The organism is Paraburkholderia acidipaludis NBRC 101816 (assembly GCF_000684975.1).
In the GTDB taxonomy this organism is placed as follows: Bacteria; Pseudomonadota; Gammaproteobacteria; order Burkholderiales; family Burkholderiaceae; genus Paraburkholderia; species Paraburkholderia acidipaludis.
On sequence record NZ_BAXZ01000040.1, the window covers coordinates 1 to 24,008 of the forward strand.

Annotated in this window: 24 protein-coding genes; 7 read left to right on the forward strand and 17 right to left on the reverse strand. The window is 65.5% G+C overall.

Annotated elements, in window-relative coordinates; genetic code table 11:
• Positions 1-435: succinate dehydrogenase iron-sulfur subunit (locus BAC01S_RS29140; protein ID WP_027797783.1), on the forward strand; the 435-nt coding region annotated here is incomplete at its 5' end.
• 31 nt (positions 436-466) lie between these two features.
• On the opposite strand, the gene BAC01S_RS29145 is transcribed toward BAC01S_RS29140, so the two are convergent.
• The 4 genes from BAC01S_RS29145 to BAC01S_RS29160 are packed head-to-tail and all read right to left on the reverse strand — an operon-like array spanning position 467 to position 5,242.
• Positions 467-1,648: a lipid-transfer protein gene (locus BAC01S_RS29145; protein ID WP_027797917.1), complete on the reverse strand. Its 1,182-nt coding sequence runs from the start codon at positions 1,646-1,648 to the stop codon at positions 467-469.
• Positions 1,645-3,216 carry an AMP-binding protein gene (locus tag BAC01S_RS29150; protein WP_027797918.1) on the reverse strand — a complete coding sequence of 524 codons (1,572 nt, stop codon included), beginning with the start codon at positions 3,214-3,216 and terminating at the stop codon, positions 1,645-1,647. Before BAC01S_RS29150 ends, BAC01S_RS29145 begins: the two co-directional genes overlap by 4 nt.
• A gap of 54 nt (positions 3,217-3,270) precedes the next feature.
• A complete protein-coding gene (locus BAC01S_RS29155) occupies positions 3,271-4,392 on the reverse strand; it encodes a DUF5938 domain-containing protein (RefSeq protein ID WP_027797919.1) in 1,122 nt (373 codons plus the stop codon).
• 46 nt (positions 4,393-4,438) lie between these two features.
• A complete protein-coding gene (locus tag BAC01S_RS29160) occupies positions 4,439-5,242 on the reverse strand; it encodes an SDR family NAD(P)-dependent oxidoreductase (RefSeq protein WP_027797920.1) in 804 nt (267 codons plus the stop codon).
• 314 nt (positions 5,243-5,556) lie between these two features.
• On the opposite strand from BAC01S_RS29160, the gene BAC01S_RS29165 reads away from it, so the two are divergent.
• Entirely contained in the window at positions 5,557-6,204 is a 648-nt protein-coding gene (locus BAC01S_RS29165) for a TetR/AcrR family transcriptional regulator (RefSeq protein WP_027797921.1), read from the forward strand.
• Positions 6,205-6,232: 28 nt separating this feature from the next.
• Here the strand turns inward: BAC01S_RS29165 and BAC01S_RS29170 are convergent, their stop codons facing one another.
• The 10 genes from BAC01S_RS29170 to uriH all read right to left on the reverse strand — a co-directional run bounded on the left by BAC01S_RS29170 (position 6,233) and on the right by uriH (position 15,335).
• Positions 6,233-6,757 (reverse strand): DoxX family protein, encoded by a 525-nt coding sequence (locus tag BAC01S_RS29170; protein ID WP_245616734.1) that lies wholly within the window; start codon positions 6,755-6,757, stop codon positions 6,233-6,235.
• Between the two features lie 246 nt (positions 6,758-7,003).
• Positions 7,004-7,390 carry a potassium channel family protein gene (locus BAC01S_RS29175; RefSeq protein ID WP_027797923.1) on the reverse strand — a complete coding sequence of 129 codons (387 nt, stop codon included), beginning with the start codon at positions 7,388-7,390 and terminating at the stop codon, positions 7,004-7,006.
• 4 nt (positions 7,391-7,394) lie between these two features.
• A complete protein-coding gene (locus BAC01S_RS29180) occupies positions 7,395-8,192 on the reverse strand; it encodes a c-type cytochrome (protein ID WP_027797924.1) in 798 nt (265 codons plus the stop codon).
• Positions 8,189-9,811 (reverse strand): cbb3-type cytochrome c oxidase subunit I, encoded by a 1,623-nt coding sequence (locus BAC01S_RS29185; protein ID WP_027797925.1) that lies wholly within the window; start codon positions 9,809-9,811, stop codon positions 8,189-8,191. Before BAC01S_RS29185 ends, BAC01S_RS29180 begins: the two co-directional genes overlap by 4 nt.
• Positions 9,801-10,370 (reverse strand): cupredoxin domain-containing protein, encoded by a 570-nt coding sequence (locus BAC01S_RS29190; protein WP_027797926.1) that lies wholly within the window; start codon positions 10,368-10,370, stop codon positions 9,801-9,803. The genes BAC01S_RS29185 and BAC01S_RS29190 overlap by 11 nt, the downstream gene beginning before the upstream one ends.
• A gap of 17 nt (positions 10,371-10,387) precedes the next feature.
• A complete protein-coding gene (locus tag BAC01S_RS29195) occupies positions 10,388-10,579 on the reverse strand; it encodes a hypothetical protein (RefSeq protein WP_027797927.1) in 192 nt (63 codons plus the stop codon).
• Between the two features lie 7 nt (positions 10,580-10,586).
• Positions 10,587-11,912: a c-type cytochrome gene (locus tag BAC01S_RS29200; protein WP_027797928.1), complete on the reverse strand. Its 1,326-nt coding sequence runs from the start codon at positions 11,910-11,912 to the stop codon at positions 10,587-10,589.
• Between the two features lie 13 nt (positions 11,913-11,925).
• Positions 11,926-12,537, reverse strand: a complete 612-nt coding sequence (locus BAC01S_RS29205) for a c-type cytochrome (RefSeq protein WP_043204159.1) — start codon at positions 12,535-12,537, stop codon at positions 11,926-11,928.
• Between the two features lie 414 nt (positions 12,538-12,951).
• On the reverse strand, positions 12,952-14,382 hold the full coding sequence (uriT, locus tag BAC01S_RS29210; RefSeq protein WP_027797930.1) for a uridine transporter UriT: 1,431 nt from the start codon (positions 14,380-14,382) through the stop codon (positions 12,952-12,954).
• Entirely contained in the window at positions 14,379-15,335 is a 957-nt protein-coding gene (uriH, locus tag BAC01S_RS29215; protein WP_027797931.1) for a uridine-preferring nucleoside hydrolase UriH, read from the reverse strand. The genes uriT and uriH overlap by 4 nt, the downstream gene beginning before the upstream one ends.
• A 173-nt stretch (positions 15,336-15,508) precedes the next feature.
• Between uriH and BAC01S_RS29220 the strand changes: the two genes are divergently transcribed.
• Positions 15,509-16,591, forward strand: a complete 1,083-nt coding sequence (locus BAC01S_RS29220; protein WP_156954575.1) for a LacI family DNA-binding transcriptional regulator — start codon at positions 15,509-15,511, stop codon at positions 16,589-16,591.
• Between the two features lie 57 nt (positions 16,592-16,648).
• Here the strand turns inward: BAC01S_RS29220 and zigA are convergent, their stop codons facing one another.
• A complete protein-coding gene (gene zigA, locus BAC01S_RS29225; RefSeq protein WP_027797933.1) occupies positions 16,649-17,869 on the reverse strand; it encodes a zinc metallochaperone GTPase ZigA in 1,221 nt (406 codons plus the stop codon).
• 351 nt (positions 17,870-18,220) lie between these two features.
• Here zigA and zwf point away from each other — a divergent pair, with 351 nt between their 5' ends.
• Both zwf and BAC01S_RS29235 read left to right on the forward strand, forming a co-directional pair.
• A complete protein-coding gene (gene zwf / locus BAC01S_RS29230; protein WP_043204149.1) occupies positions 18,221-19,831 on the forward strand; it encodes a glucose-6-phosphate dehydrogenase in 1,611 nt (536 codons plus the stop codon).
• A 119-nt stretch (positions 19,832-19,950) separates the two neighbouring features.
• Complete coding sequence (locus BAC01S_RS29235; protein ID WP_027797935.1) at positions 19,951-20,733, forward strand: ROK family protein; 783 nt, start codon at positions 19,951-19,953, stop codon at positions 20,731-20,733.
• 26 nt (positions 20,734-20,759) lie between these two features.
• Here BAC01S_RS29235 and BAC01S_RS29240 read toward each other — a convergent pair whose 3' ends face one another.
• Complete coding sequence (locus BAC01S_RS29240; RefSeq protein WP_043204150.1) at positions 20,760-21,104, reverse strand: hypothetical protein; 345 nt, start codon at positions 21,102-21,104, stop codon at positions 20,760-20,762.
• Between the two features lie 10 nt (positions 21,105-21,114).
• Positions 21,115-21,903 carry a sulfite exporter TauE/SafE family protein gene (locus BAC01S_RS29245; RefSeq protein ID WP_084168981.1) on the reverse strand — a complete coding sequence of 263 codons (789 nt, stop codon included), beginning with the start codon at positions 21,901-21,903 and terminating at the stop codon, positions 21,115-21,117.
• 247 nt (positions 21,904-22,150) lie between these two features.
• Here BAC01S_RS29245 and BAC01S_RS29250 point away from each other — a divergent pair, with 247 nt between their 5' ends.
• Together BAC01S_RS29250 and BAC01S_RS33090 are read left to right on the forward strand one after the other, a co-directional pair.
• A complete protein-coding gene (locus tag BAC01S_RS29250; protein WP_027797938.1) occupies positions 22,151-22,933 on the forward strand; it encodes a GntR family transcriptional regulator in 783 nt (260 codons plus the stop codon).
• Between the two features lie 67 nt (positions 22,934-23,000).
• Positions 23,001-23,981, forward strand: a complete 981-nt coding sequence (locus BAC01S_RS33090; protein ID WP_043204151.1) for a LysR family transcriptional regulator — start codon at positions 23,001-23,003, stop codon at positions 23,979-23,981.
• Positions 23,982-24,008: the final 27 nt, after the last annotated feature.

The window sequence follows — 24,008 nt, forward strand, 5'->3', positions numbered from 1 at the left end:
CTGCCGGGGCTGCCGGTGGTGCGCGACCTGATCTGCGACTTCACGCAGTTCTTCAACCAGTACCACTCGATCAAGCCGTACCTGATCAACGACACGCCGCCGCCGGAGAAGGAGCGTCTGCAGTCGCCCGAGCAGCGCGACGAACTGGACGGCCTGTACGAGTGTATTCTGTGTGCGAGCTGCTCGACGTCGTGCCCGAGCTTCTGGTGGAACCCGGACAAGTTCGTGGGCCCGGCGGGCCTGCTGCAGGCATACCGCTTCATCGCGGACAGCCGTGACGAGGCCACCGGCGATCGTCTGGACAACCTGGAAGATCCGTACCGCCTGTTCCGCTGCCACACGATCATGAACTGCGTCGATGTCTGCCCGAAGGGTCTGAACCCCACGAAGGCCATCGGCAAGATCAAGGAACTGATGGTGCGCCGCGCCGTTTGAGGCGGCACTCGTTCAACGCCCGGTTTCGTCCTCAGTCCCGTCGATACAGCGTCACGACGCACGCGCCGCCCAGCCCGATATTGTGCTGCAGCCCCACGCGTGCGCCACCCACCTGCCTCGGCCCCGCCGTTCCGCGCAACTGCCAAACCACTTCGGCGCACTGAGCCAGTCCGGTCGCGCCGAGGGGGTGCCCTTTCGAAAGCAGTCCTCCCGATGGATTGGTGACGATCCTGCCGCCGTAGGTGTTGTCGCGCTCGCGCACGAATCGCTCCGCTCCACCCTCCGGACAAAGCCCCAGCGCCTCGTAGCTGATCAGTTCGTTGCTCGTGAAACAATCGTGCAGCTCGACGAGGTCGAGGTCTTCCGGGCCGATGCCCGCCGACTCGTAGACCTGCCGGGCCGCCGACGCCGACATGTCGTAGCCGACCATCTTCATCATCGAAGCCGGCTCGAAACTGCCCGGATAGTCGGTCGTCATCGCCTGCGCGGCGATATAGACGGCGTTGGCCTTTCCATGCCGTTGCGCGAATTCGTCCGAGCACAGCACGGCGGCGCCGGCGCCGCAGGTTGGCGGGCAGCACTGGAAACGCGTGAGCGGATCGAATACCTCGTCCGAGCCCATCACCTGCGCGAGATCCAGCGGGTCGCGAAACAGTGCAAACGGATTGTGCGCAGCATGCTCGCGTGCCTTCACCGAGATCATGCCGAACGTCTCCTTCTTCGCGCCATAACGTTCGATGTACTCACGACCCGCGCCGCCGAACATGCGCGCCGCAAGCGGCGCGGGCGATTCGCCCATCAACGCGTCGACAACGCCGACGTGCAGCCCGAGCGGCGATGCCCGATCGTCGAACCGGGTCGTGAGCGCGCCCTTCGCCATCTGCTCGAAGCCCAGCACCAGCACACACTCGGCCGCACCGCTCTCCACCGCCTGCCGGGCGAGCCAGAGCGCGGTCGATCCCGTCGAGCAATTGTTGTTGACGTTGACGACCGGCACGCCCGTCATGCCAACCTCATAAACGGCGCGCTGCCCGCAAGTCGAATCGCCATAAACGTATCCCGCGTACACCTGCTCGACCGCTTCGTAAGGGATGCACGCATCGCCTAGCGCCGCGCGCGCGGCGTCGGCCGCCATCTGGTAATACTGCGGACTGGCGCCCGGCTTCGTGAACGGGGTCATGCCCACGCCAATGACATTGACGCGACGATTCATGCTTCCCTCCCTGGATTCCGAATAGCTTCGTCATGCGCACTATCGTTGCGCAACCGTTCCTTCACGTCCGGCTTCGACACCTTGCCGACCTTCGAGCGCGGCAGATCCGGCCACACCTCGACCTGCTTGGGTGTCTTGACGCTACCGATACGCTGCTTCACGAACGCCGTCAACGCCGTAACGTCGATCCGCTTGCCTTCGCGCGGCTGCACGACGGCCACGACGCGCTCGCCCCACTTCTCATCGGGCACGCCGATCACCGCGCAATCGCGCACGTCGTCATGCGCGAGCAGCGCCTGCTCGACCTCGATCGAATAGACGTTGAATCCGCCTGTGATGATCATGTCTTTCGCACGGTCGACGATATACAGGAAGTTCTCCTCATCAAGATAACCGATATCGCCCGTATGATGCCAGCCGAATGCGGAGGCGGCCGCCGTCGCCTCCGCATTGCGGTAGTAGCCTGCCATCACGAGCGAGCCGCGCACCACGATCTCGCCGCGCTCGCCGGCGGCGAGCAGGCGCCCTTCTCCGTCCATGATACCGACCTCGACGAGCGGCGTCGGCCGGCCTGCCGACGCAAGCCGTTCGACCGCGATCGATCCGTCCGGCCGGTAATGGTCTTTCGGCGCAAGCGTCGACACCATCATCGGCGCCTCCGTCTGCCCGAAGAGTTGCGCCATCGGGCCGATTTTCACGAGCGCCTCGGCCAGTCGCTCGGCCGAGATCGGCGCCGCCCCATACCAGAAGCATTGCAGCGAAGCGAGGTCCGTTTCCGGCAGCCGCGGGTGATCGAGCAGCATGTAGATAACGGTCGGCGGCAAAAAGGTATGCGTGACGCGCTCCCGCTCGATTGCCGCGAGAAACGCCCCGACATCGGCGTGACGCATCACGACGATCCGGCCGCCGAGCGTCATGATCGGCAAGCACAGCACGCCAGCCGCGTGCGTGAGCGGGGCGAACGCGAGATAGACGGGGCGCCCGTGGAACGGATAACTCATGAGCGTGAGCGCCGTCATCGCCTCCAGGTTGCGGCCGGACAGCATCACGCCTTTCGGCACGCCGGTCGTGCCCCCGGTGCCCGGCAGCATCACGAGATCGTCCACCGGCGCGCGCTCGAAGAACGTATCCGGCACGCCCTCGAGCCAGTCGGCAAGACGCGGCGCAAACGGCAACGCCGCGTCGAGGCAAACCACGACACTCAGCGCGGGCAGATCGGGCAGCATCTTGCGCACCATCTCCGCATAGGCGCTATGGAACAGCAGCACGCGGCAATCGAAGGCAGCGAGGATGAAGCGGTTCTCGGCCACCTCGTTGCGAGGATTGATAGGACACCAGACGTTGCCCGCACGCGAAATGCCGAACACGCACGCGAACGCCACAGGATCGTTGCTGGACAGGATCGCCACTTTCTCGCCGGTGGCGACCCCGGCAAGCGCGAGCCTTTGCGCCAAGCGCCAGCTGAGACGCTGCACCTGCGCGTAGGTGAGCGTCTCGTCGTCCGCGACGAGGCAGGGTTGGTCGGCGCCGAGCGACGCGCCCTTGTCGAGATACTGGGTCAAACGCATGACGGCTCCCCTGCAAAGCAGGCATAAGGCGAACGTGGCGTGCGCACCGGCGCGTCAGTCGTGCACGGTGAGGAGTGGCTTCATCACGAGGCCGAAGCTGCGCAACTGACCGAGCAGCGTGCGATGTCCAAACGCCTGGCAGCCCGAAGCGAATCCGACCCGCTGCGGCGGCGTTTGCAGCAGCGAAAATGCCGCATATGCCTGCAGCAGCCCCGTCTGCTTGTAGTTGCAGATGCCGTGGATCACGCAGTGCGCCCGGCCGAGCGGCCCCGACGCGTACACCGAATCCACCGTCGTGTTCAGGCGCGGATTCTCGCGCGGCGGCATGTTGGCCTGCATGCCGCTCGCGATCTCGGCCAGTGCGATCTCCTGCTGCTCAGGCGGCAGCGGACGAATCTTCTCCTCGAACATCTGCTGCGTTTGCCGTACCCCTTCCATCACCGCCCGCGCCATCACGCCGCCTACCGCGCGGCAGTTCGACACGCGCGGATCGTCCTTGAACCAGACCGGATGCGCCGTGCCGCCCCACGGCACCGCAATCGCCGTGTCGTGCTGCCCCGGCACCTGCACTTCGAGGTGCGCGGTGGGCTCCCAGGCCACGTACTTGTTCTGCTCGAGGTAATACCAGGTGGCTTTGAGGATCGTGAAGATCGTCTGCGTCGATGCGTAGGTGGGAAAGCCCTTCCACAGCACCAGAATGTCGAGCGTATCGAGTCCAGGGGTTTCGAGGCAGAGGTTCGCGGCAATTTCTCCGGTCGTATACATCTGGGCGATGTTCGGTGCGAGCAGCAATTCCTTCTTTGCGAATGCCTCGCCCCAGCGCTCTTTCGCGTGCAACACCCAGTCCTGCTCGCCCGTCGTGTCCGAATAGTGGCAGCCGGCCGCGAGGCAGGCCTCGACCACTTCCGATCCGTACTTGATGAACGGTCCCACCATGTTGCTGACAAACTTCGCACCCTTGAACAATTCCGTTAGCGCGTCAACCGAATGCTCCACCTCGACGACCTCGTAATCCGCCGTCTCGATGCCGGGAATGCGCGCGACCACATCCTCCACGCGCTTCTTGTCGCGTCCCGCCGCGATGAACGGCACATTGTATTCGCGCAGGTATTCGCACACGAGGCGGCCGGTATAGCCCGACACGCCGTACACCACGACTGGCTTCTTCGCACCCATGAACTGACTCCCTCTCTGGAAACTGGACGACCGCCGGCGGCGGCGCTCACATACCCATGCCGCCGTCGACCGGCAAGCCGGCACCGGTGATGAAGCGGGCTTCTTCGGTACAGAGGAACACGATCGCGTCGCTAATTTCTTCGACGGTGGCAAGGCGATTGAGCGGCGTTTGGCCAACCACGGCGCCGACTGCTGCATCGATGTCGGGCGCGAGTCCGTTGGCGACGATGTCGGTCGCGAGTTTCATGCCCATCTCGGTCGGCGTGAGGCCCGGATAAACGCAATTGACGCGAATGCCGTAGCCCAGCTTGCCCGCTTCCATCGCCGCGACGCGGGTCATCCGGTCCACCGCGGACTTGGTCGCGGAATAACCGGCGATGGCGGGGTATGCGATCGTGGCAGCCACCGACGACACGTTGACGACGGCGCCGCCGCGCCCCGCCGCACCGCCCGGCCGCATGGCGCGAAACGCATGCTTGAGCCCGAGGCCCACGCCGACGACATTGATGTCGCACATCCGGCGCAAATCCTCGGCCTGCAGGTCCGCGATCAGCGAGGTGATCTCGATGCCCGCGTTATTGATCAGGATATCGAAACCATCGAGCTCGGCGACCACTGCGCCCACGGCGCGCTCCCACTGCGCGTCTTCGCGCACGTCGAGCGCCACCGAGCCGGCGCGTGCGCCCGTCTGCGCGAGTTCGCCCGCCGTTTTCGCCGCGAGATCGGTGAGCACATCGCCGATCATCACCGCCGCGCCCGCTTTCGCCAGCGCCTGCGCCACCGCCGCGCCGATACCGCGCGCGCCGCCCGTCACCAGGGCTTTACGCCCGTCCAGCCTGCCATTCGCCATGTCTCCTCCACGCGTCAAAGTTGCGCCGGACAAACCTCGCGCACGGCGGCCGGGCTGCGCCGGCGCCCGGAATGGGACGCAAGCGCCGTCTCGTGAGATTTGCCGGCTGCCGGCAACGTCTAACCACTTGTAAAGATTATTTTTAACGCATGGTTGGATTTCTTTATCCGATTGTCAAGATTTTTCTGGACGATCGCCCAATTTTTTCTTGACAGTCGTTTCGCTGCTTCGCACAATGGTTTTGCCTGCCGGCGGCGGCCGCGCTCAGCGTGGCGTGCCGCGCGAAGCAAACGATCGAAGGGGAAAACAGCAGGATGACGAAGCATCACGACATAGCGACTCCGGCCGCGAGGCCGCGCGCCGCGCGCCCGAGGCGCGACCCGGTTGACAAGTACGAGGCGCGTCGCGTCGAGCTCGCGGAGGCCGCGCTACAAACGCTCGCCGAGCTGGGCTACGCGAAGACCAGCCTGCGCGAGATCGCGCAGAAGTCCGAATTCACGCATGCGGTCCTGCACTACTACTTCGAGGACAAGCTCGATCTGATCCGCTGCAGCATTCGGCACTTCAAGGCGCAATGCGCGACGCGCTACGACGCCGTGACGGCTTCGGCGCGCTCGCAGGAGGAACTGATGAACGGCTTCCTCGCCAAGCTAGAGGAAACGATTCGCCACGAGCCGAAGATGCACTGCCTCTGGTACGACCTGCGCGCGCAGGCGCTGTTCGAAGAGGCGTTCCGTGACGTCGTGCACGAAATCGACGCGAGTCTGGAAGCGATGGTGTGGCGTGTGGTGACCCGCTATGCCGAGCTTGGCGGCCGGGAACCCGCCATTACGCGTGGGGCCGCCTATGCGCTGCTCGACGGCCTGTTTCAGAAGCATCTACTTGCTCACGTATCGAAAGAGCCCAATGCCATTCCGGATCTGCTCCGGGAAGTGCGGAATCTGCTGCCCGGTCTGGCCTGAACTCTCCGTCGGCTTTCGTCCGGTCCGGTCACCGGACCGCCAAGGCCAGTCTCGAGCCAAGGCGCGCATACCATGGCCGCAGCAGCGTATCGACGGCCAGCGGCCCGGAGCCGCCCAATACGAGCGTGAACAATGCCGCAGCGTAAAGCAGATCCGTTTCGTAACCTGGCGGTCCAAAAGTCGGCACCCCGTTGATCACGTCCATCAGCTTGATCGACGTAAAGCCATACGGCAAATGCACCGTGAGCGTCGCGACCAGCAGAACCACGAGCATCGGCACCGCCACCAATGGGACAGCGAAGCCGGCCAGCATCATCAGTCCTCCGAACAGTTCGATGACAATGGTGGCCCATGCCATGAAGTGCGGCGCCGGCACGCCAAGCGCGTGCAGGATCGCTGCGAAATGATCGGGATGCTTCACGATCTTCGCGTAGCCGTGCGCCATGAAGCCGTAACCGGTCAAGATGCGTACCGGCAATGGGGAAAACCGTTGGAATCGGGATGCGAGGTACAGCGGATCGACCAGACGGACGATCGAAAGGATCGTTTTCAAGCGCGACTCCCGTAGTGCGGGCCGCAGGCTGCGGACAGGACAGGCACCCGGAACGCGCAGGCGATCCGGGCGGAACACCTGTTAATTCGCGGCGAGTTGCCTTCCGGTTACAGCCGGGTGCGCTAATTTTGTAACGGCGGTCGGGATGGCGCACTTCAGGCCCGTAGCCCGCGCGTACCGGTGCTCGATATCGTCGTCGAACCGATATTCGTGTGCTTCTCGAGCATCGGCCGAAGCGCTGCGCCTTCAGCGCGACAACAAGCCTGCCCGTTGCGCCGCGACCTGAATGCCATACACGGTCGAGCCGGCGATGACGCCTGTCGTCAGGACACCCAACATCCCCAGCAACACCGCGATGATGCGCCCGGCGGCGGTGGTCGGCACGATGTCCCCGTAGCCGATCGTCAGCGCGGTGACCGCGCAGAAATAGAGCGTTTCGCCCGGCGGCGCCTGCGTGCGCGTGATCGTGTTCACGGCGCCGCCGACGTAGTACATCGCGGTCGACAAAGCGCCAAAGATCAGCAGCAGAATGATCAGAAAGCTGCGCAGATGCCAGAGGACCCGGCCAATTTCCGCAACGGCAATGCGCGGCGAGATCTTGATGTGAAGATCGTCTCCGGATCCCGTGTTCATGGAGTCAGCGCGTGAGGCCGGCGTACCATGACGCGGCTTCGGCCATCTCCTCCGGCGTCATGTTCTGCGCGATGTTGCGCATCTGGCCGGAGATATCGTTATGCCGAGCGCCGGTGGCAAACGCCTGCAGTTGTGCCTGCGTATACACCGACGACAAGCCGTCGAGCCGCGGGCTGCCCGCCTTGGTGTCGATCCCGCCATGGCACACGGCGCACGCGGGAATGTTGCGCAGCGGCGCGCCTTGCGCGACGATCCCGGGCGCCTCGCCCAGATCGAGCCCATGAGGAAGCCGCGGCCCCGGCAGCGACGCATAGTAGGCCGCGAGATCGCGCATGTCCTGGTCGCTCAGGTTCGCCGCCATGGGCGACATCACGGCATTCTCGCGAGCCCCGCTCTGGAAGTCCTGCAACTGCTTGTAGATCATGAGCGCGTTCTGGCCCGCGAGATTCGGCGTGTTCGCCCCGCTCACACCGCGTTCGCCATGACACATCGTGCAGCGCAAAGCGAGCGTCGCGCCGCGGCCGATCGAAAGCGGCGTCGCGCCGTCGAGCATCTGCGGCGTGACGGCTACCTTGCTCAACTGCACCTTGGGCGCGACCGGCGCGCCGCCGGCCAGCCAGCTCTGCGGCACGCCCGCGGCGCTGCAGATCGCGTTCCAGAGGCCCTGAAACTGCGCGTCGGGCTGCGCCGAGGGCAACCAGACGAAGCCGACCACCACCGCGAACACGAACACCGCAGCCGTGCCCCCGACACTCGCCCGGAACCACGGATTGCGCCACGAGAACAGGCGTTCCTCGTTCATTGCCGCGCTCCTATCGGAATCACGGGCACATCGTTGCCTCTCGCGATCAACTGCGCGATGGGATAGCCGTAATTGAGCACCGTGAGCGCGACCATCAGCGTGAGCCACAGCGCGAAGCTGTTCAGCGCCACCGGCAAGGTGCGCGGCTCGTGCACCGCCGTGCTGAAGCGGTATTCCTCGGGCGTCGCCGGTTCGCCGCGATGCCCCTGAATCAGGACAACGAAGAACACGACGGCGGAAACCACCAGAATGAAACCGCCGATTGCCGACAAGACGACCGGGAACGCCTGCGCCGCGATCGCCGGATCCGTATAGTCGTAATAGGCCATGCGCCGCGGCATGCCGAGAATGCCGACCCAATGCCACGGGAACGTCAGCACGATCATGCCGATAAACCACAGCCACAACTGCAGCCGCATGAGCTTCCAGTTCTTCATCGCGCGGCCCGTGATCTGCGGCCACAGGTCATAGGCGATCGCGAAGTACATGATGACGATCGCGCCCGCGTAGATCAGGTGGAAGTGTCCGGTGATCCACTGCGTGTTGTGGATGGTCTCGTCGAGCTGATAGCTCATGTTGATGAGGCCGCCCGCGCCGCCGAAGCCAAGCATCACGAACGACAAGGCGAGCGCCAGCATCTGAGGATTGTCCCAGGGCAGCGCGCCGAGCCAGCCGAAAGCGCCCTTCCCGCCACGCAGGCGCGCGGCGATTTCCACCGAGGCGCAGATCGTGAACACCGTGAGCAGCGTGGGCACGGCCACGAGCGCCGTGAACACCGACTGCAGGAACTTGAAGCCCGAGCCCACCTGCGGATCGGCAAAGAGGTGATGGATGCCGATGGGCATGGCCACGACGAGAAAGAGGATGAACGAGATGCGCGCCATCGCGTCGCTGTAAAGCCGTCCGCCAATCGCGCGCGGCACGATCGTGTAGTACGCGATATAGGCCGGCATCAGCCAGAAGTACACGATGGCGTGCAGCGTCCACGAGAAGAACACGCGCGCGAGGCCCGCGTCGATCGTCGTGCGCCAGCCGAAGGCCGCGGGCAGGATCTGAAACAGAATTTCGATGGCGGCGCCCACCGCCGTCCAGCCCCACAGCAGCGAACCCGCGACGGTGGCGAACATCGGCAGCGGCACGGGCTTGCCGGGATTGTCGCGCTTCCAGGCGGCCAGATTCACCGACATCAGCGCCACCCAGATCCACGAGCCCACCACCACGAGCACGACGCCGAGGTAATAGAACACGTTGCCGACCATCGGCGGATAGAACGTGTAGAGCACCGAAGCGAGGCCCAGCGCCACCGTGACCGAGGCCATCACCGCCCCCACGGCCACCAGCACGAAGCCCACCCAGGCCCAGTTCGCGCCGACCAGCGTGCGCTTGAGCGCGAGCTCGGTCACGGCGTAGCCGAAACCCATTGCAATGAGCGTGGGGAACACATAGCCCATCACGGTGCCGTGCTCGGTCACCGAGCGGTAGTAGATCTCGGGGTCGCGCAGCCATGGATGCAACGGGCTGCGCACATACATCTGCCAGGCGCCCAGCACCAGGGCCACCCCGAAGACGGCGAATGCCAGCCAGAAGTGCGAGAGCACGAGTCGCTTGTTATTTAACACAGCTAAGTCTCCGCGAGGTGGCCGCCATCTGCATGAACGTGCTCCTGTCGATGACCTTCACGTGCGCCCACATTCCCTGGTGCCCGGTGCCGCAGTACTCGTGGCACGGCATCAGGTGATCGCCCGGCGACGCGAAGGTGGTGCGGAAGGTGGAGATATAGCCGGGCTCCACCATCGAATTGATATTGGTCTGCGTGACGAGAAAGCCGTGCACGACGTCGGCGCTCGTCGCGCGAAACGTGATCGGCACGCCGGCGGGCACGAGCAGGCATTGCGGCGTGAACGAGTACTGCTGCGCGACGATGCGCACCGTCACCGAGCCGTCGGGCTCCACCGCGCTGCCGAGATTGCTCTCGATGAATTCGCCCGACACGTTGAGCGTCTCGGGCTCGATCGTTTCCACGCGCGAAGGCGGCATCATCGACCAGTGCAGCCCGGTGAAGATCACCACCGCGACCGTGCTCGCGATCAGCAGCGATACGATCAGCGCCCAGCGCCGTTCGACGGCGGCGGCGACTTCTTCGGAACCGTGCGGATCAGGAGCGGTGGAGTTCGACATGGAGCCGTATGCCTCGGTTATTGGATGACGCCGCGCGGCAGGAACACGAGAAAGTAGAACGCATACCAGATCGCGATCACGATCGCGGTGGCGATGCCGGCCACGGCGATCGCGCCGCGCGGTCCATGCCGCACGATTTCGTCCACGCGCTCCGGTTCGGCGCGCCGCGCCGGGTCGTTCGGATCCTCAGGGACGGGAGAGTTGATCATCGTGGCCTCAGAAGAGCGGCGCCGAGCGCAGGGTGTTGACTTCCTGCACGGTGACCGGCGCGCCGTGATTGCCCCAGGCAGTGCGAATGTAGGTAACGACGGCGGCGACCTCGACGTCCGAAAGCGACTGCGCGAACGGCGGCATGCCATACGGCATCGGGTTCTTCATCGTGCCCGGCGCATAGCCGCCGTTGAGCACCATCCGGATCGGGTTGACCGACGAGGTCATCTGGATCGACTGATTGTTCGCCAGCGGCGGGAAGTTCGGCGGCTTGCCCTGCCCGCTGCTCGCGTGGCACACCGCGCATTGCGCGTCGTAGATTTTCTGGCCCAGCGGCGCGAGGCTGTTTTTCGCCTCCGTGGCGGTCGCGTTCGGCTCCGGCGTGTTCGCTTCGCCGGAATGGGCCGGCAGCGCCTTGAGGTAGACGGCCACCGCGCGCACGTCCTCTTCCGTGAGGTACTGGAAGCTGTCGTAGACGACTTCGGCCATCGGTCCGTACACCGCGCCGCGATTCGACACGCCGGCGTGCAGCAGGCCCACGATGTCGTCGATGCTCCAGTCGCCGAGGCCCGCCTCCTTGTTCGACGTGAGCGACGGCGCATACCAGTCCTGCATCGGAATCAGGCCGCCCTGGAACTCCTTGGACTTCGTATTGCCGCCGAGCGCGTTGATTTCCGTGTGGCACATCGTGCAGTGGCCGAGGCCCTGGACCAGATACGCGCCGCGATTCCATTCGACCGATTGCGTCGGGTCCGGACGGTACTCGCCCGCCCTGAAGAACAGCGTGCGCCAGCCCAGCAGCAACTGCCGCTGGTTGAACGGAAAGCGCAGTTCGTGCGCCCGGTTCGGCTGATGGATCGGCGGTGTGGATTGCAGGTAGGCAAAGATCGCATCCGAATCGGCGCGCGTGACCCGCGTGTAGGCCGTGTAGGGCATCGCCGGATACAGCAGCGAGCCGTCGCGCGATCTGCCTTCGTGCAGCATGCGGTAGAACTCGTCGGCGGTCCACGCGCCGATGCCGTCCGTCTTGTCGGAGGAAATGTTGGGCGAATAGAGCGTGCCGAAGGGCGTGGCCATCGCGCGGCCGCCGCCAAAGAGCTTGCCGCCGGGTATGGTGTGGCAGGCAATGCAGTCGCCCGCGCGCGCGAGGTACTCGCCGCGCGCAATCACCTGGGCGCCGTTGCTCGCCGGCGTGGCCGCCTGCGTTTGCGTTTGTGCCTGCGCTTCGGCGCGCGGCATGCCGGGCGACATCAGGACGCCGCAGAGCAAGGCCAGCGCCGCGCAGGCCTTGCGCAGGGGAAGCTCGATGCGATTCAGGGTTGCGAGGCGCATGGTGGGACCTCGCTCATTGGGGGACGCTGCCGCACGCGAGCGGCAGCGCCGGGCCGCCTGCCGGAGCGGGCGTCGGATTCGTGGGCGCGGGCTGAGAGGCGAGCCACGCGGCGATCGCCGTGATGTCGCGGTCGGACAGGCGGGTGGCGATCTCGTGCATGCAATCGGGGCTTGCCGTGCTGCGCGTGCCATAGCGGAACGCGCCCAGTTGCGCGCTGATGTAGTCGGCGTGCAGGCCCAGCAGGCCCGGTATCGCGGGCTCCCGGCCCGTCAGCGCCGCGCCGTGGCAGCTCGTGCAGGCGGGCACGCCGTGCGCCGCTTCGCCGCCGGCCGCGAGCGCCTTGCCGCGCTCGAGCGTGGCCGCGTCCACCTTGGGCGTGGCCGGCTGCGGATACGGAGGACGCTCGCTCGCGAAGTAATCGGCGATCTGGTGGAGATAGGCGTCGGGCAAATACGCCAGCAGATAGTTCATGGGCGGATATTTGCGCCGCCCGTCGCGAAACGCGATCAGCTGGTTGTAGAGATAGCCTGCCGGCTTGCCCGCCAGACGGGGGAAATAATCGCTGTCGGTGCCCTCGCCATGCGCGCCATGGCAGGCCGCGCAGCCCATCACGCGGGCCTGCATCGTATCGGGCGCCGCGCCGGCGGCATCAGTGGCGTCGGCAGCCCATGCCGTGCAGCCGAACGGGCTGCAAAGCGGTATGCAAAGCGCAAGCAGCACGGCGATGAACCAGGCAATGCGATGTGTCACCGGCGTCCTCGTTCGGTTTATTGTCGCAGTCTGTCGTCGGAGTGGGCGATCGCGATGTTCGCCATCGCAATGCGCGCAACGTCATACAGCCGGCATCGCACGGCGTTCTATAACACTAGCGCCTGAATAATACGTTTTCAAGATGCTTGACGGCGGCACTCGGGATTGGAAACGAATCCAAACATCGGGGCGGCCGCGGCGCCTGCCGTGAAGAATCGCGAGGATATGGTCGAAGCGCGGCGCGCACCGCGCTTCGGAACCTGCTCACGGCCGACCGTGGCGCGCGCATCAAACGGCGTCTCGCTCGACCTCGCCGGAGAGCGGACGCGGAATGGCGAACGAGACCACCAGGGCCGCCGCGGTGATTGCGGCCCCCAGCAACATGCCGGACGAATATCCCGCCGTCGAGGCGGCAGGCGCATTGACCGCGACCTGGATGGCCGGCAGCGCGGCAAAGCTCAGGCCGGCGCCAAGATTGAAAGCGCCTGCGTTGAGTCCCGGCAGGAAGCCGGGGTTTTGCGGCGGCGAAAGGACGATGCCCAATCCGTTGAGCATGATGTTGGCCGTGCCGGCGTACATGATGCCGAGCAGCACGGTCATCGCGATCAACACCGCAAGGGAGTGCACGCCGGCGAATGCCATCACGACGAGCGCCACCACGCTCCCGGCGAGACCGAGCCGCAGTATCCGGCGATAGCCCACGGTCGGCGCGAACCGCCCCGCGAGCGGCCCCATGGCCCACCCGACCAGCGCGTACGGAACGAGAAACGCGAGCGACGTCACGGCCGGCGCCATGCCGAATCCCGCGTTGGCGTTCTGCGCGATCGAGGGCACCAGCCCGTTCGCCACCGAGAATACGCCTGTCATCGTCAGCAGCGTGGTCAGCAGCAATGCCCACGTTTCCCGGCGTCGCAGCAGCGGCGTCGGGATGAGCGGTTCGGCAACGCGGTTCTCGACGCTCCAGAAGGCGGCGAACGCGGCGACGGCAACGCAGAACGAGACGCCGACCAGAAGCCAGTTCGCCGAAGCGAGCTTGCCCGCTTCGTTGAGCCCGAGCAGCAGCGCCGCCAGGGTGATCACCAGCGGGAAGACGCCCTTCCAGTCCATTCGCACACCTTGCGACGGCCGCGACTCCACGCCCCACGCCATCAGCATGAGCACCGCAATGACCGTGACTACGGCAATGGTCAGGAATACCGATCGAAAGCCGAAAGCGCCGGCGAGCCAGCCCCCGGCGATCGCGTCGACCCCGGCGATGCCGCCGTTGACGGCCGTGAGGACGCCCATTGCCACGCCGTATTTGCGCGGGTCGTCGATCTCGGTGCGCAGCATCAGCAGGCAGATCGGCACCACCGGTCCCGTCACGCCCTGGATGATGCGGCCGGCAAACAGCGTCTCCACGTTCGTCGCCAGCGCGGCGACGACGCTGCCCACCAGCATGACGAGCAGCATGCCGAGCAGGACGCGCTTGCGCCCGACAATGTCGCTCAGGCGCGGCAGAAACAGCGAGAAGAGCGCGGCAACGGCGAAGAACAGCGTCTGCGAAAGACCGATCGTCGCTTCGTCGGTCCGCAACTCATGCGCCATGGTCACGAGAACGGGGCTGAGCATGCTCGCATTGAGCTGAAATGCGATGCATGCGGCCAGCAAGGCGGCCGTCAGTCCGGCAATGCGCGCGGGCCGGCCGGCCGAGACGCTCGAGGAGGTCCGGGTGTTCATGCCGCGGCTCCTTCGGGCTCGCCGATGCGCTCCAGCGCGTCGATCACGAGCCCCCAGAAACGGTCGCTATCCAGCTCCATCGCCGCCCATGTTTTGCAGTCCTCAGGAGGGGCGCGCCGGAAGTCGGCGACCGTCATGCCGGTCGTGAACTCCCCCCGCAGCTCGACGGCGATCGGCACGCGCACGGCGCGCACGATGGTCGGGTCGATCACGTGCGCGACCGCGCAGGGATCGTGCACCGGCGGGCTGTCGAAGCCCATCACGTCCGAATAGGTTTGCCCGAAGTATTCGAGCAGTTCGCCCACGAAGCGCGCCGGCGCCGTGCCGATCGCCGCGATGCGCCGCGCGACCTCGGGCGTGGCCAGCGCCTGATGCGTGGCGTCGAGCCCGACCATGACCACCTTCCAGCCGGCGCGAAAGACGATGTCGGCCGCCTCCGGGTCGATGAAGACGTTGAACTCCGCAACGGGGCTCCAGTTGCCGGCGTGCACCGCGCCGCCCATCAGCACCACCTGCTTCACCCGCTCGACGATGCGCGGCTCCTTGCGCACCGCGAGGGCGATGTTGGTGAGCGCCCCGGTGGGGACGAGCGTGATCGTGCCGGGCTCGCTCGCCATCACCGTCTCCACGATCAGGTCCACCGCGTGGCGCGGATCGAGGGCGAACGCCGGCTCCGGGAGTTGCGGGCCGTCCATGCCCGTCTCCCCGTGGATACTGGGCGCCGTCTCCACCTCGCGCACCAGCGGCCGGTGGGCGCCGGCGGCGAACGGCACGCCCACGATGCCCGCCATGCGCGCCACGCCGAGGGCATTGCGCGTCACCTTCTCCAGCGTCTGATTGCCGGCGACGGTCGTGACCGCCGCCAGATTGATGTTCGGGTTGCCATGGGCCAGCATGATGGCGATCGCGTCGTCGTGACCCGGATCGCAGTCGAGAATAATCGTCTCAGCCATGTCGCTTCCTTGTCGATGTCCGTTAAGCGCTTGACATCGTAGGCGTAAAGCGCTTGACGTAAAACACTCGCAAACCCCAATCGGTTATGATTGGCCCACGTTTTGCATGCTCGAACGGCCCTCGTGGAGAGTCGAGCCGCGGCCTCACCCGCTGTTTTTTCGCTAAAGATCTCATGAAACGTCAGCCTGATGCGCCAGGCTCGCGCGGCGCGGCCGTGCGCAAGCAACCCGCGCCGGCCCTCGCGGACGGTGCCCGGCGCGTGACCGCCGCCATGGTCGCCCGCCGGGCGGGCACGAGCGTCGCCACCGTCTCGCTCGTCATCAACGGCAAAGCGCAGGGACGCGTTTCGGACGAGAACGCCGCGCGCGTGCTGGAAGCGGTGCGCGAGCTTGGCTACGTGGTCGACGGCACGGCCAGCGCCCTCGCGCGCGGAACCAGCAACATCGTCGCGATGCTCGCGCCCGACCTGTGCAATCCGTTCTTCGGCCAGGTGATCCAGGGCATTCAGGAAGAGTTGGGAGACCGCTTTCAGCTCCTGCTTTCCGCCGCATCTCGCGGCGCGTTGCCGACCAGCGAGGACATCCTGCGGCTCTCCGCATTGCGTCCGGCCGGCCTGCTGGCTTATGCGCCGGCCCCCCGGTTCATGGACCGGTTTCCCGCGGGAACGCCCGTGGTGCTGCTCGATGCGCCGGGAATGGAGAAGCGCGCGGTCACGGTGAACTACGACATCGGCCCCGGCATCGAGGAACTCGTCGGCCACCTGGCGGCGCGCGGCCACCGGAAGATGGGCTATCTCGACAGCACGACGCCCTCCACCACCTATGTTCTACGCAGGAAGCGCTTGCAGGAAGTGGCCGAACGGCAAGGCATGACCGTGGTGGGCGGAGAGGACGCGCGCAGCGGGCCCGACCTTCGCGCCGCAGCGCTCGCGTTCCGCCGCGCGTGGCCGGGGTGGCGCGCCGAGGGAGTCACGGTGGTCGTGGTCTGCGCCGACACGCTCGCGCACGGCGTGCTCGCCGCATGCGCCCAGGAAGGGATCCGCGTGCCCGAGGATCTCGCGGTGGCAGGCTTCGACGATCTTCCCGCCTCGTCCGTGACCTCGCCCACCCTTACCAGCGTGGCGTTGCCTGGCGACGCACTCGGGCGCGCCGCCGCGCACCGGCTCATCGCCCTGATCGACGGAGAGAGCCCGCGGACCCTGCCGCCCGGCATCCTGCGCGCGGCCCTCGTTCAGCGGAATTCCACGGGAAAGTGATCGGCGGCATGAGCGTGGCCACAGCTGAGCGGCCACTGCTTGCGCCGGTCGTCGGGCTCACGCGGTCCCCGCCTCCTCCGGCTGACGCACGCCCCATGCCGGGAAGGGATCGGCAAAGCGGCCCCATGCCTGCGGCCCTTCGGCCATCTCGGCGTCGGTGAGCAGACACGCGTCCAGGCGCCCACGCATCGCGTGCTCGTCCGTGTCGACGCCAATCAGCACCAGTTCCTGACGCGCATCGCCGACGTTCGGATCCCAGTTGCCCTCGATGAAGGCGAGCGACTCGGGATCCGTCGGCCAGTGCGGCTTCGGCACTGCCGCCCACCACAGCCCGGCCATGCCGTGGCGGCAGACAGCCCCCGCCTGCGACCACGAACCGGCGTGGGCCGGCCGGCTCGCGAGCCAGAAGAAACCTTTGGAGCGCACCACGCCAAGCCATTCGCTGTTCACGAGGTCCCAGAACCGCCGCGGATGCATGGGGCGCCGTGCGCGCCACACAAAGCTACGGATACCGTATTGTTCGGTCTCCGGCTTATGCTCGCCGCGCAGTTCCCTGAGCCATCCGGGCGACTTCGAGGCTTCCTCGAAGTCGAACAGCTTCGTGTCCAGCACGCGATCGAGCGGCACCCGGCCGAATGTCGAAATCTCGATGCGCGCACGCGGATTGAGACTGTGCAGGATGGCCATCAACCGGCTGCGGTCGGTCTCGTCGACCAGATCGATCTTGTTCAGGACGATCACGTCGCAGAATTCGATCTGCTCGATCAGCAAGTCCACGACCGTGCGGTGGTCTTCGTCGCCAAGCGACTCGCCGCGCGCGTGCAGGCTGTCTTGCGAGCTGTAGTCGCGCAGGAAATTGAACGCGTCGACTACCGTGACCATCGTGTCGAGCCGCGCGGCCTCGGAGAGACTCCGGCCGCTTTCGTCGGCGAACGTGAATGTCTCGGCCACGGGGAGCGGCTCCGAAATGCCCGTCGACTCGATCACGAGCTGATCGAAGCGCCCCTCCTTCGCGAGACGATTGACCTCCAGCAGCAAATCCTCGCGCAGCGTGCAGCAAATGCAGCCGTTGCTCATCTCGACGAGCTTCCCGTCGGTGCGCGACAGTTGCGCGCCGCCTTCGCGGACCAGCGCCGCGTCGATGTTCACCTCGCTCATGTCGTTGACGATGACCGCAACGCGCCGCCCTTCCCGGTTGTTCAGGATGTGGTTCAGCAGCGTGGTCTTGCCCGCGCCCAGAAAACCGGAAAGAACCGTCACCGGCAGTCGTGCATCCATGGAATGACTCCTCGCGTATCAGGGGGTATCGACGGCGGCCGTGACCCGCATGGTGCCGGCAGCCATGCCGCGCCTCTGAAAATGTTATGTTATAACATAATCATTCGGATCGGCAATCGCGCGCCTCGTCGCCATGGCGGCGTGACGATTTCTGTTACGACGAGATCGAACCGGCCATGGCTGACGAATCGCTCGACGGCGCGAAGGCTGTTCTGGTAGCGTAGATCGCTGGCGATCGACTGCCTGCAACGCGGCGCAGCCATTCGCGGCGCGGTGTTGCAGCATGCGCAGAATGGCGTTGCGGCACGGCGATTGCTACCCGGGATTATTTCGGTCAACTGCAGAGCCATCATGCCGCCCAACCTGCCTCCCCGCGATTCCTCCCTGCCGCCGGCCAGCGCCAAAGTGGCCTCGCATCCGCACGGCGCGCCCGCCTCGCCGGCCGGCAAGCATCCCGCGCCGCCCTGCACGCTCGTGATCTTCGGCGCGGGCGGCGATCTGACCCAGCGTCTGCTCATGCCCGCGCTGTACAACCTCGCCGTGGACGGCCTGCTCGACAACGGCATGCGGATCATCGGCGTCAATCACGGCGACCGCTCGACGCAAGCGTGGTGCGAGGATCTGCATAGTGCGCTGCAAAAGTTCGCCGCCGACAAGGCCAGCACCTTTCACGCCGGCAAGCTCGACGACAGCGCCTGGAACTGGGTCGCGCAACGCCTCACCTACATGGCGGGCGATTTCGAGGACGACGGCGCATACCAGCGCCTTGCACAACAGCTACAACCGCTCGGCGGCAACGCGCAAGGCAACGTCGTGTTCTACCTCGCGGTGGGCGCACGCTTCTTCAAGCCGATCGTCGAACGCCTCGGCAAGGCCGGTTTGCTGCAGGAAGACGACGGCGGCAGCGGCCCGTTCCGCCGTGTCGTGATCGAAAAGCCGTTCGGCACCGACCTCGCCTCGGCGCGCGACCTGAACCAGCATCTGCTGAGCTTCATGAAGGAATCGCAGGTCTACCGTATCGACCACTTTCTCGGCAAGGATACCGTGCAGAGCATTCTGGCCGTGCGCTTCGCCAACGCGTTATTCGAGCCGATCTGGCGGCGCGAGTACATCGACAGCGTGCAGATCACGGCATCGGAAGTGATCGGCGTGGAAGGGCGCGGCAGCTTTTACGAGCAGACCGGCGCGTTCCGCGACATGGTGCCGAATCACCTGTTCCAGCTGCTTGGCATGGTCGCCATGGAGCCGCCGAATTCGTTCTCGGCCGAAGCCGTGCGCGACAAGAAGGCGGAAATCTTCGACGCGCTCAAGCCGCTCGCGCCGGAAGACGTGGTCTTCGGGCAATACGAAAAAGGGCCTGCGGGCATGGCCTATCGCGACGAGCCCAATGTCGCGAAGGACAGCCGGACCGAAACCTATGCCGCCGCCCGCGTGCAGATCGACAACTGGCGCTGGGCGGGTGTCCCGTTCTATCTGCGTACCGGCAAGCGTCTGGGCGCGCGGCGCACGGAGATTTCGGTGCAGCTGAAAAGCGTGCCGTTCCGGCTCTTCCGCGATACGCCCGTGGATGCGCTGACGCCCAATGTCATGACGCTGCGTATCGATCCCTCACACGGCACGAGCTTCGACTTCAACGTCAAGACCCCGGGGCCGGTCATGCGGATCGGCGCGGTGCGATCGTCGTTCGACTACGACGACTTCTTTCGTGAGCCGGCCAACGTCGGTTACGAAACGCTGCTATACGACTGCATGCTGGGCGACGAGACGCTCTTTCAGCGCGCGGACAGCATCGAAGCGACGTGGGCCGCGGTGGACGATGTGCTGCATCCGAAGCGCGGCGGTGCGATTGCCTTGCACGGCTACGCCGCGGGCAGCGCGGGGCCGGCCGAAGCGGATGCGCTGCTGGCGCGCGACGGTCGCGCATGGCGTGCGCCGACCCCGACCGGGACGGACACGAAATAAGCATGACGAATTAAATTGAAGCCTTTGCGGCGCACAGACGAACGACGGAGGACCATGTGGCCACGACCCGCAGCGAGACAAGCAAGACTCACAAGACAAAAAAGCGCACGACCGGCACGGTGCCGTCATCGACAGACATCGAAAACATACTCTCCATCGACGTAGGCGGCACCGGTCTCAAAGCGGCCATCATCGACGCGCAGGGCACCATGCGCACCGAGCGCGTGCGCGTGGCAACGCCCCATCCCTGCACGCCGGCCCAGCTCGTCGATACGCTCTACACGCTCGTCGAACCGCTGGTCAAGGCGTATCCGGCCACTCACGTTTCAATCGGCTTCCCGGGTTTCGTGCGCAACAATCACGTGCTGACGGCACCGCATCTCGGCACAGAGGGCTGGAGCAACGTGCCGCTCGCGCAGATGCTCGGCAAGCGCCTCGGCAATCCGTCCGTGCGCATGATCAACGACGCGGAAATGCAGGGCCTCGCGGCTATCGAAGGACGCGGCCTTGAGTTCGTGCTGACGCTCGGCACGGGGGCCGGCACGGCCATGTTTCGCGACGGCGAACTGATGCCGCATCTGGAACTGGCGCATCATCCGGTCAGCAAGAATCGCGCATACGACGAATACATCGGCGACGCCGCGCGCCGCAAGGCCGGCAACAAGCGCTGGAACCGGCGCGTGGAGAAGATTATCGGCATACTCGGCTCGCTCGTGCACTACGACAAGCTGTGGATAGGCGGCGGCAACGCGGCACGCCTCACGTTCGAGTTGCCGCCGAACGTGGCCGTCGTGCCGAACGAACGAGGCATAGAAGGCGGCGCGCGCTTGTGGCATCCGCTTTCGGTTCGCGAAACGCGACAGTTTCCGGAAGCGACGCAGCGCACCGGGATTTTCAAGTGATGGCAGCCCTGCCCCGCCAATGGGCTTTACCCCGCGAGCGGCCCGAGCCTGACGCCCGCCACGCAGCCCGCGGCCACGATGAGCAGCACGAAAGCGGCAATCCACGCGAAACGATATTCGCGCCCGGCCAGATAGACGGCGAGCATCAGCACGAGTCTCGCAACGGGCAGCACGATGACGATGCAGACGCCGGCCGTCATCGCAACGCTGCCTGCTCGCATGGCGGATTCGAATCCTGAAGCGCGCAGCACGATGCCCGTCGCCATTACGAACGAGCCCACCCACGTTCCATATTGAAGCAGCGCGGCCAGCAGCCGTTCCAAACCGACGCCGCCGGCCAGTACCCCGGTTTTCGGGCGAATCCGAATCATTGCGCGAACTTCAGAACAGGTGAAGGTTGCAGCCCTGCAGGAACATCTGCAGCGCGACCAGAATGAGCACAGCGACGAAGAAGTGCCGCAAACGCTGGCTCGAAACTTTCATCAGCACACGTGCGCCGAGTACGGCGCCTGCGACGGACCCCAGCGCAATCGGCGCGGCAATCGACGTAACAATCTCGCCGCGCAAAAAATAGGCGCATGCGCTCGCGGCGGCGGTCACGCCGATCATGAAGTTGGACGTGGCCGTGGACACCTTGATGGGCAAGCGCAACGCCACATCCATCGCAGGAATCTTCAGGACACCGCTGCCGATGCCGAGCAATGCGGAAACCAGGCCCGCCACGTACATCAGCGAGAGGGCCCAGTGCACGCGGCCCACGGAATAGCGAATCTCGCGTCCTGTTAGCGGATCGGGATAGCTGCTGCCGAGTGCCAGGCGTGCGGACGCGACGCGCTCAGCCTGATCGGTCGAGGCCATGCTCCGCTCGACCCGCTGCACGAACATCTGCCACGCGGAGATGAGCATGATGCCCGCGAACAGAAAGTCGAGCGCCCTCACCGGCACCACGCCGGCGAGCAACACGCCGGTCAACGCGCCGAGCGTCGTGCCGCTTTCCAGCAGCACGGCGAGCCGCACGTTGGTCAGGCGGGCGCGCAGATACGACGCTGCGCTGCCGCTCGAACAGGCGATCACGGAAACAAGGCTCGCGCCCACGGCCACGTGCATGTTCATATGGCCGAACACGGTCAACGCAGGCACGATGAAGAGACCGCTTGCCATGCCGAGCATGCCGCCCAGCGCGCTGGAGCCTAACGCGACGGCAAAGAGCCAGAAGGTGAATTCGATGGTTTTCTACCGTGGGAAATGATGAACGCTACATGTTCTATCATGTCATAACAAGTTGATCGGGTCAATCTGCTCGCCCAGGCCTGTCCGCTGGACAGGCCGCCGGGAACGGCAGCGGAGGCACAGCGTATAATCGCCCTGCCCCACGTCCGCACAAGCCATCGATCGCCGCTTTGCTCTCTCGCCGACCATGACGTCCAGCTCCCCCGCCTTCGAAATCGATTCGCCGGTTCCGCTCTACGTCCAGGTCAAGAACGCGCTGCGCACCGGCATACTCGACGGCGACTATCCGCCGATGAGCCGCATGCCTTCGGAGAGCGAACTGCAGACGATGTTCGAAGTCAGCCGCATCACGATCCGCCAGGCGCTGGGCGACCTGCAAAGAGAAGGGCTGATCTTCAAGGTCCACGGCAAAGGTTCGTTCGTCTCGCAACCGAAGGCGTTTCAGGATGTCACCTCGCTGCAGGGATTTGCCGAAGCGATGTCCGCCGCCGGGCAGGAGATCCTCAATCGTGTCGTGCAGTTCCGCTTTGTGCCGGCATCGGCTCAAGTGGCGGAAAAACTTGGCCTCGAAGTGCAGACGCTCGTGGCGGAAATCCATCGCGTGCGGCTGCTCGAACGTCGGCCCGTCTCCTATGAAATCACGTTTGTTCCGGAAGCGATCGGCAAGCGCCTGCAACGCGCCGATCTCGCGAGCCGCGACATCTTTCTGATTCTGGAAAACGACTGCGGTATCGCGCTGGGCGGTGCGGACTTGAGCATCGACGCCGTTGCGGCCGAAAGCGCAATCGCCCGCGCGCTGGAAATCAAAACGAACGCGCCGCTGCTGCGCATCGAGCGGCTGACGCAAGACAGCCAAGGCAAGCCGCTCGATTTCGAATACCTGTACTTTCGCGGCGGCAACTTCCAGTACCGGATGCGTGTCGAGCGCCGGCGCCCCGCGGCTCCGCGCAAGCGCGCCAAACCGGCATAAGCGGACATAAGCAGACATAAGCGGCGGGCAGCCTGAGCGCCCGGGCAGATCCTGAACGGACCTTGACATGAACTTCACTCACCTCCTTGCGTTCTACGAAGTCGCCCGCGTGGGCAGTATCAGCGCCGGCGCCGAACGGCTGCATGTGAGTCAGCCGGCCGTGACGCGCGAGATACGCGAACTGGAAGACCGCGTTGGCCTGATCCTGTTCGATCGCCTGCCGCGCGGCGTCGCGCTCACCGAAGCCGGCAAGATGCTGTTCGATTACGCCGATCGCATCTTTACGCTGGCCGACGGCGCGGAAAGCCAGTTGCGAGAACTGGCGGGACTCGGCGCCGGCCACATGAAGATCGGCGCGAGCGCGACGCTAGGCGTGTACTTCGTGCCCGATGTTCTGGCGCGCTTCAACGCGGCCTGGCCGCGCGTGGCGATCGACCTCACGGTAACGAACACGGAGCGTGTCGAAGCCGGGCTGCGCGATCTCACGTTCACGCTCGGCTTCGTCGAAGGGCCGTTCGACGACACGCTGCTGCACGCCCGGCGCATCGGCTCCGACGAAATCGCGGTCGTGGCGGCAGCGGGCCATCCCCGCGCGGGCGCGCGCCTCACCGCCAACGAGCTGGTCGACCAGGTGGTCCTCATGCGCGAGCCCGGCTCGGGAACGCGGGCCATCGTCGAGGAAGCGTATGCCCACGCGGGGCTGCGCATCGAGCCGCTCATGTCGGTGAGCGACACGGAGGCCATCAAGCGCATGCTGCTTGCCCAGCACGCGCTCGCCTATGTATCGGTGCTGAGCGTCAGCAACGAACTGCGCCGCGGTGAGCTGACGATCATCGAGGTCGAGGATCTGCGCATCGAACGACCGCTGCATATGGTCTGGAACAAGGGGCGCTCGCTTTCGCCGAGCAATCAGGCGCTGTTCGATCTCGTCATCGAGACGACGACGCAAAGCCCGTCGAGCGCGACACCCAGGCCGCAAGCGCAGGCTCCCAAGCGGACCCGTACCGGTAAAGCGGCGATGGCAAAGTCCGATCAGGAAGAGGCCTGAGCGCATCCGTAACCGAAGTCCTCTGCA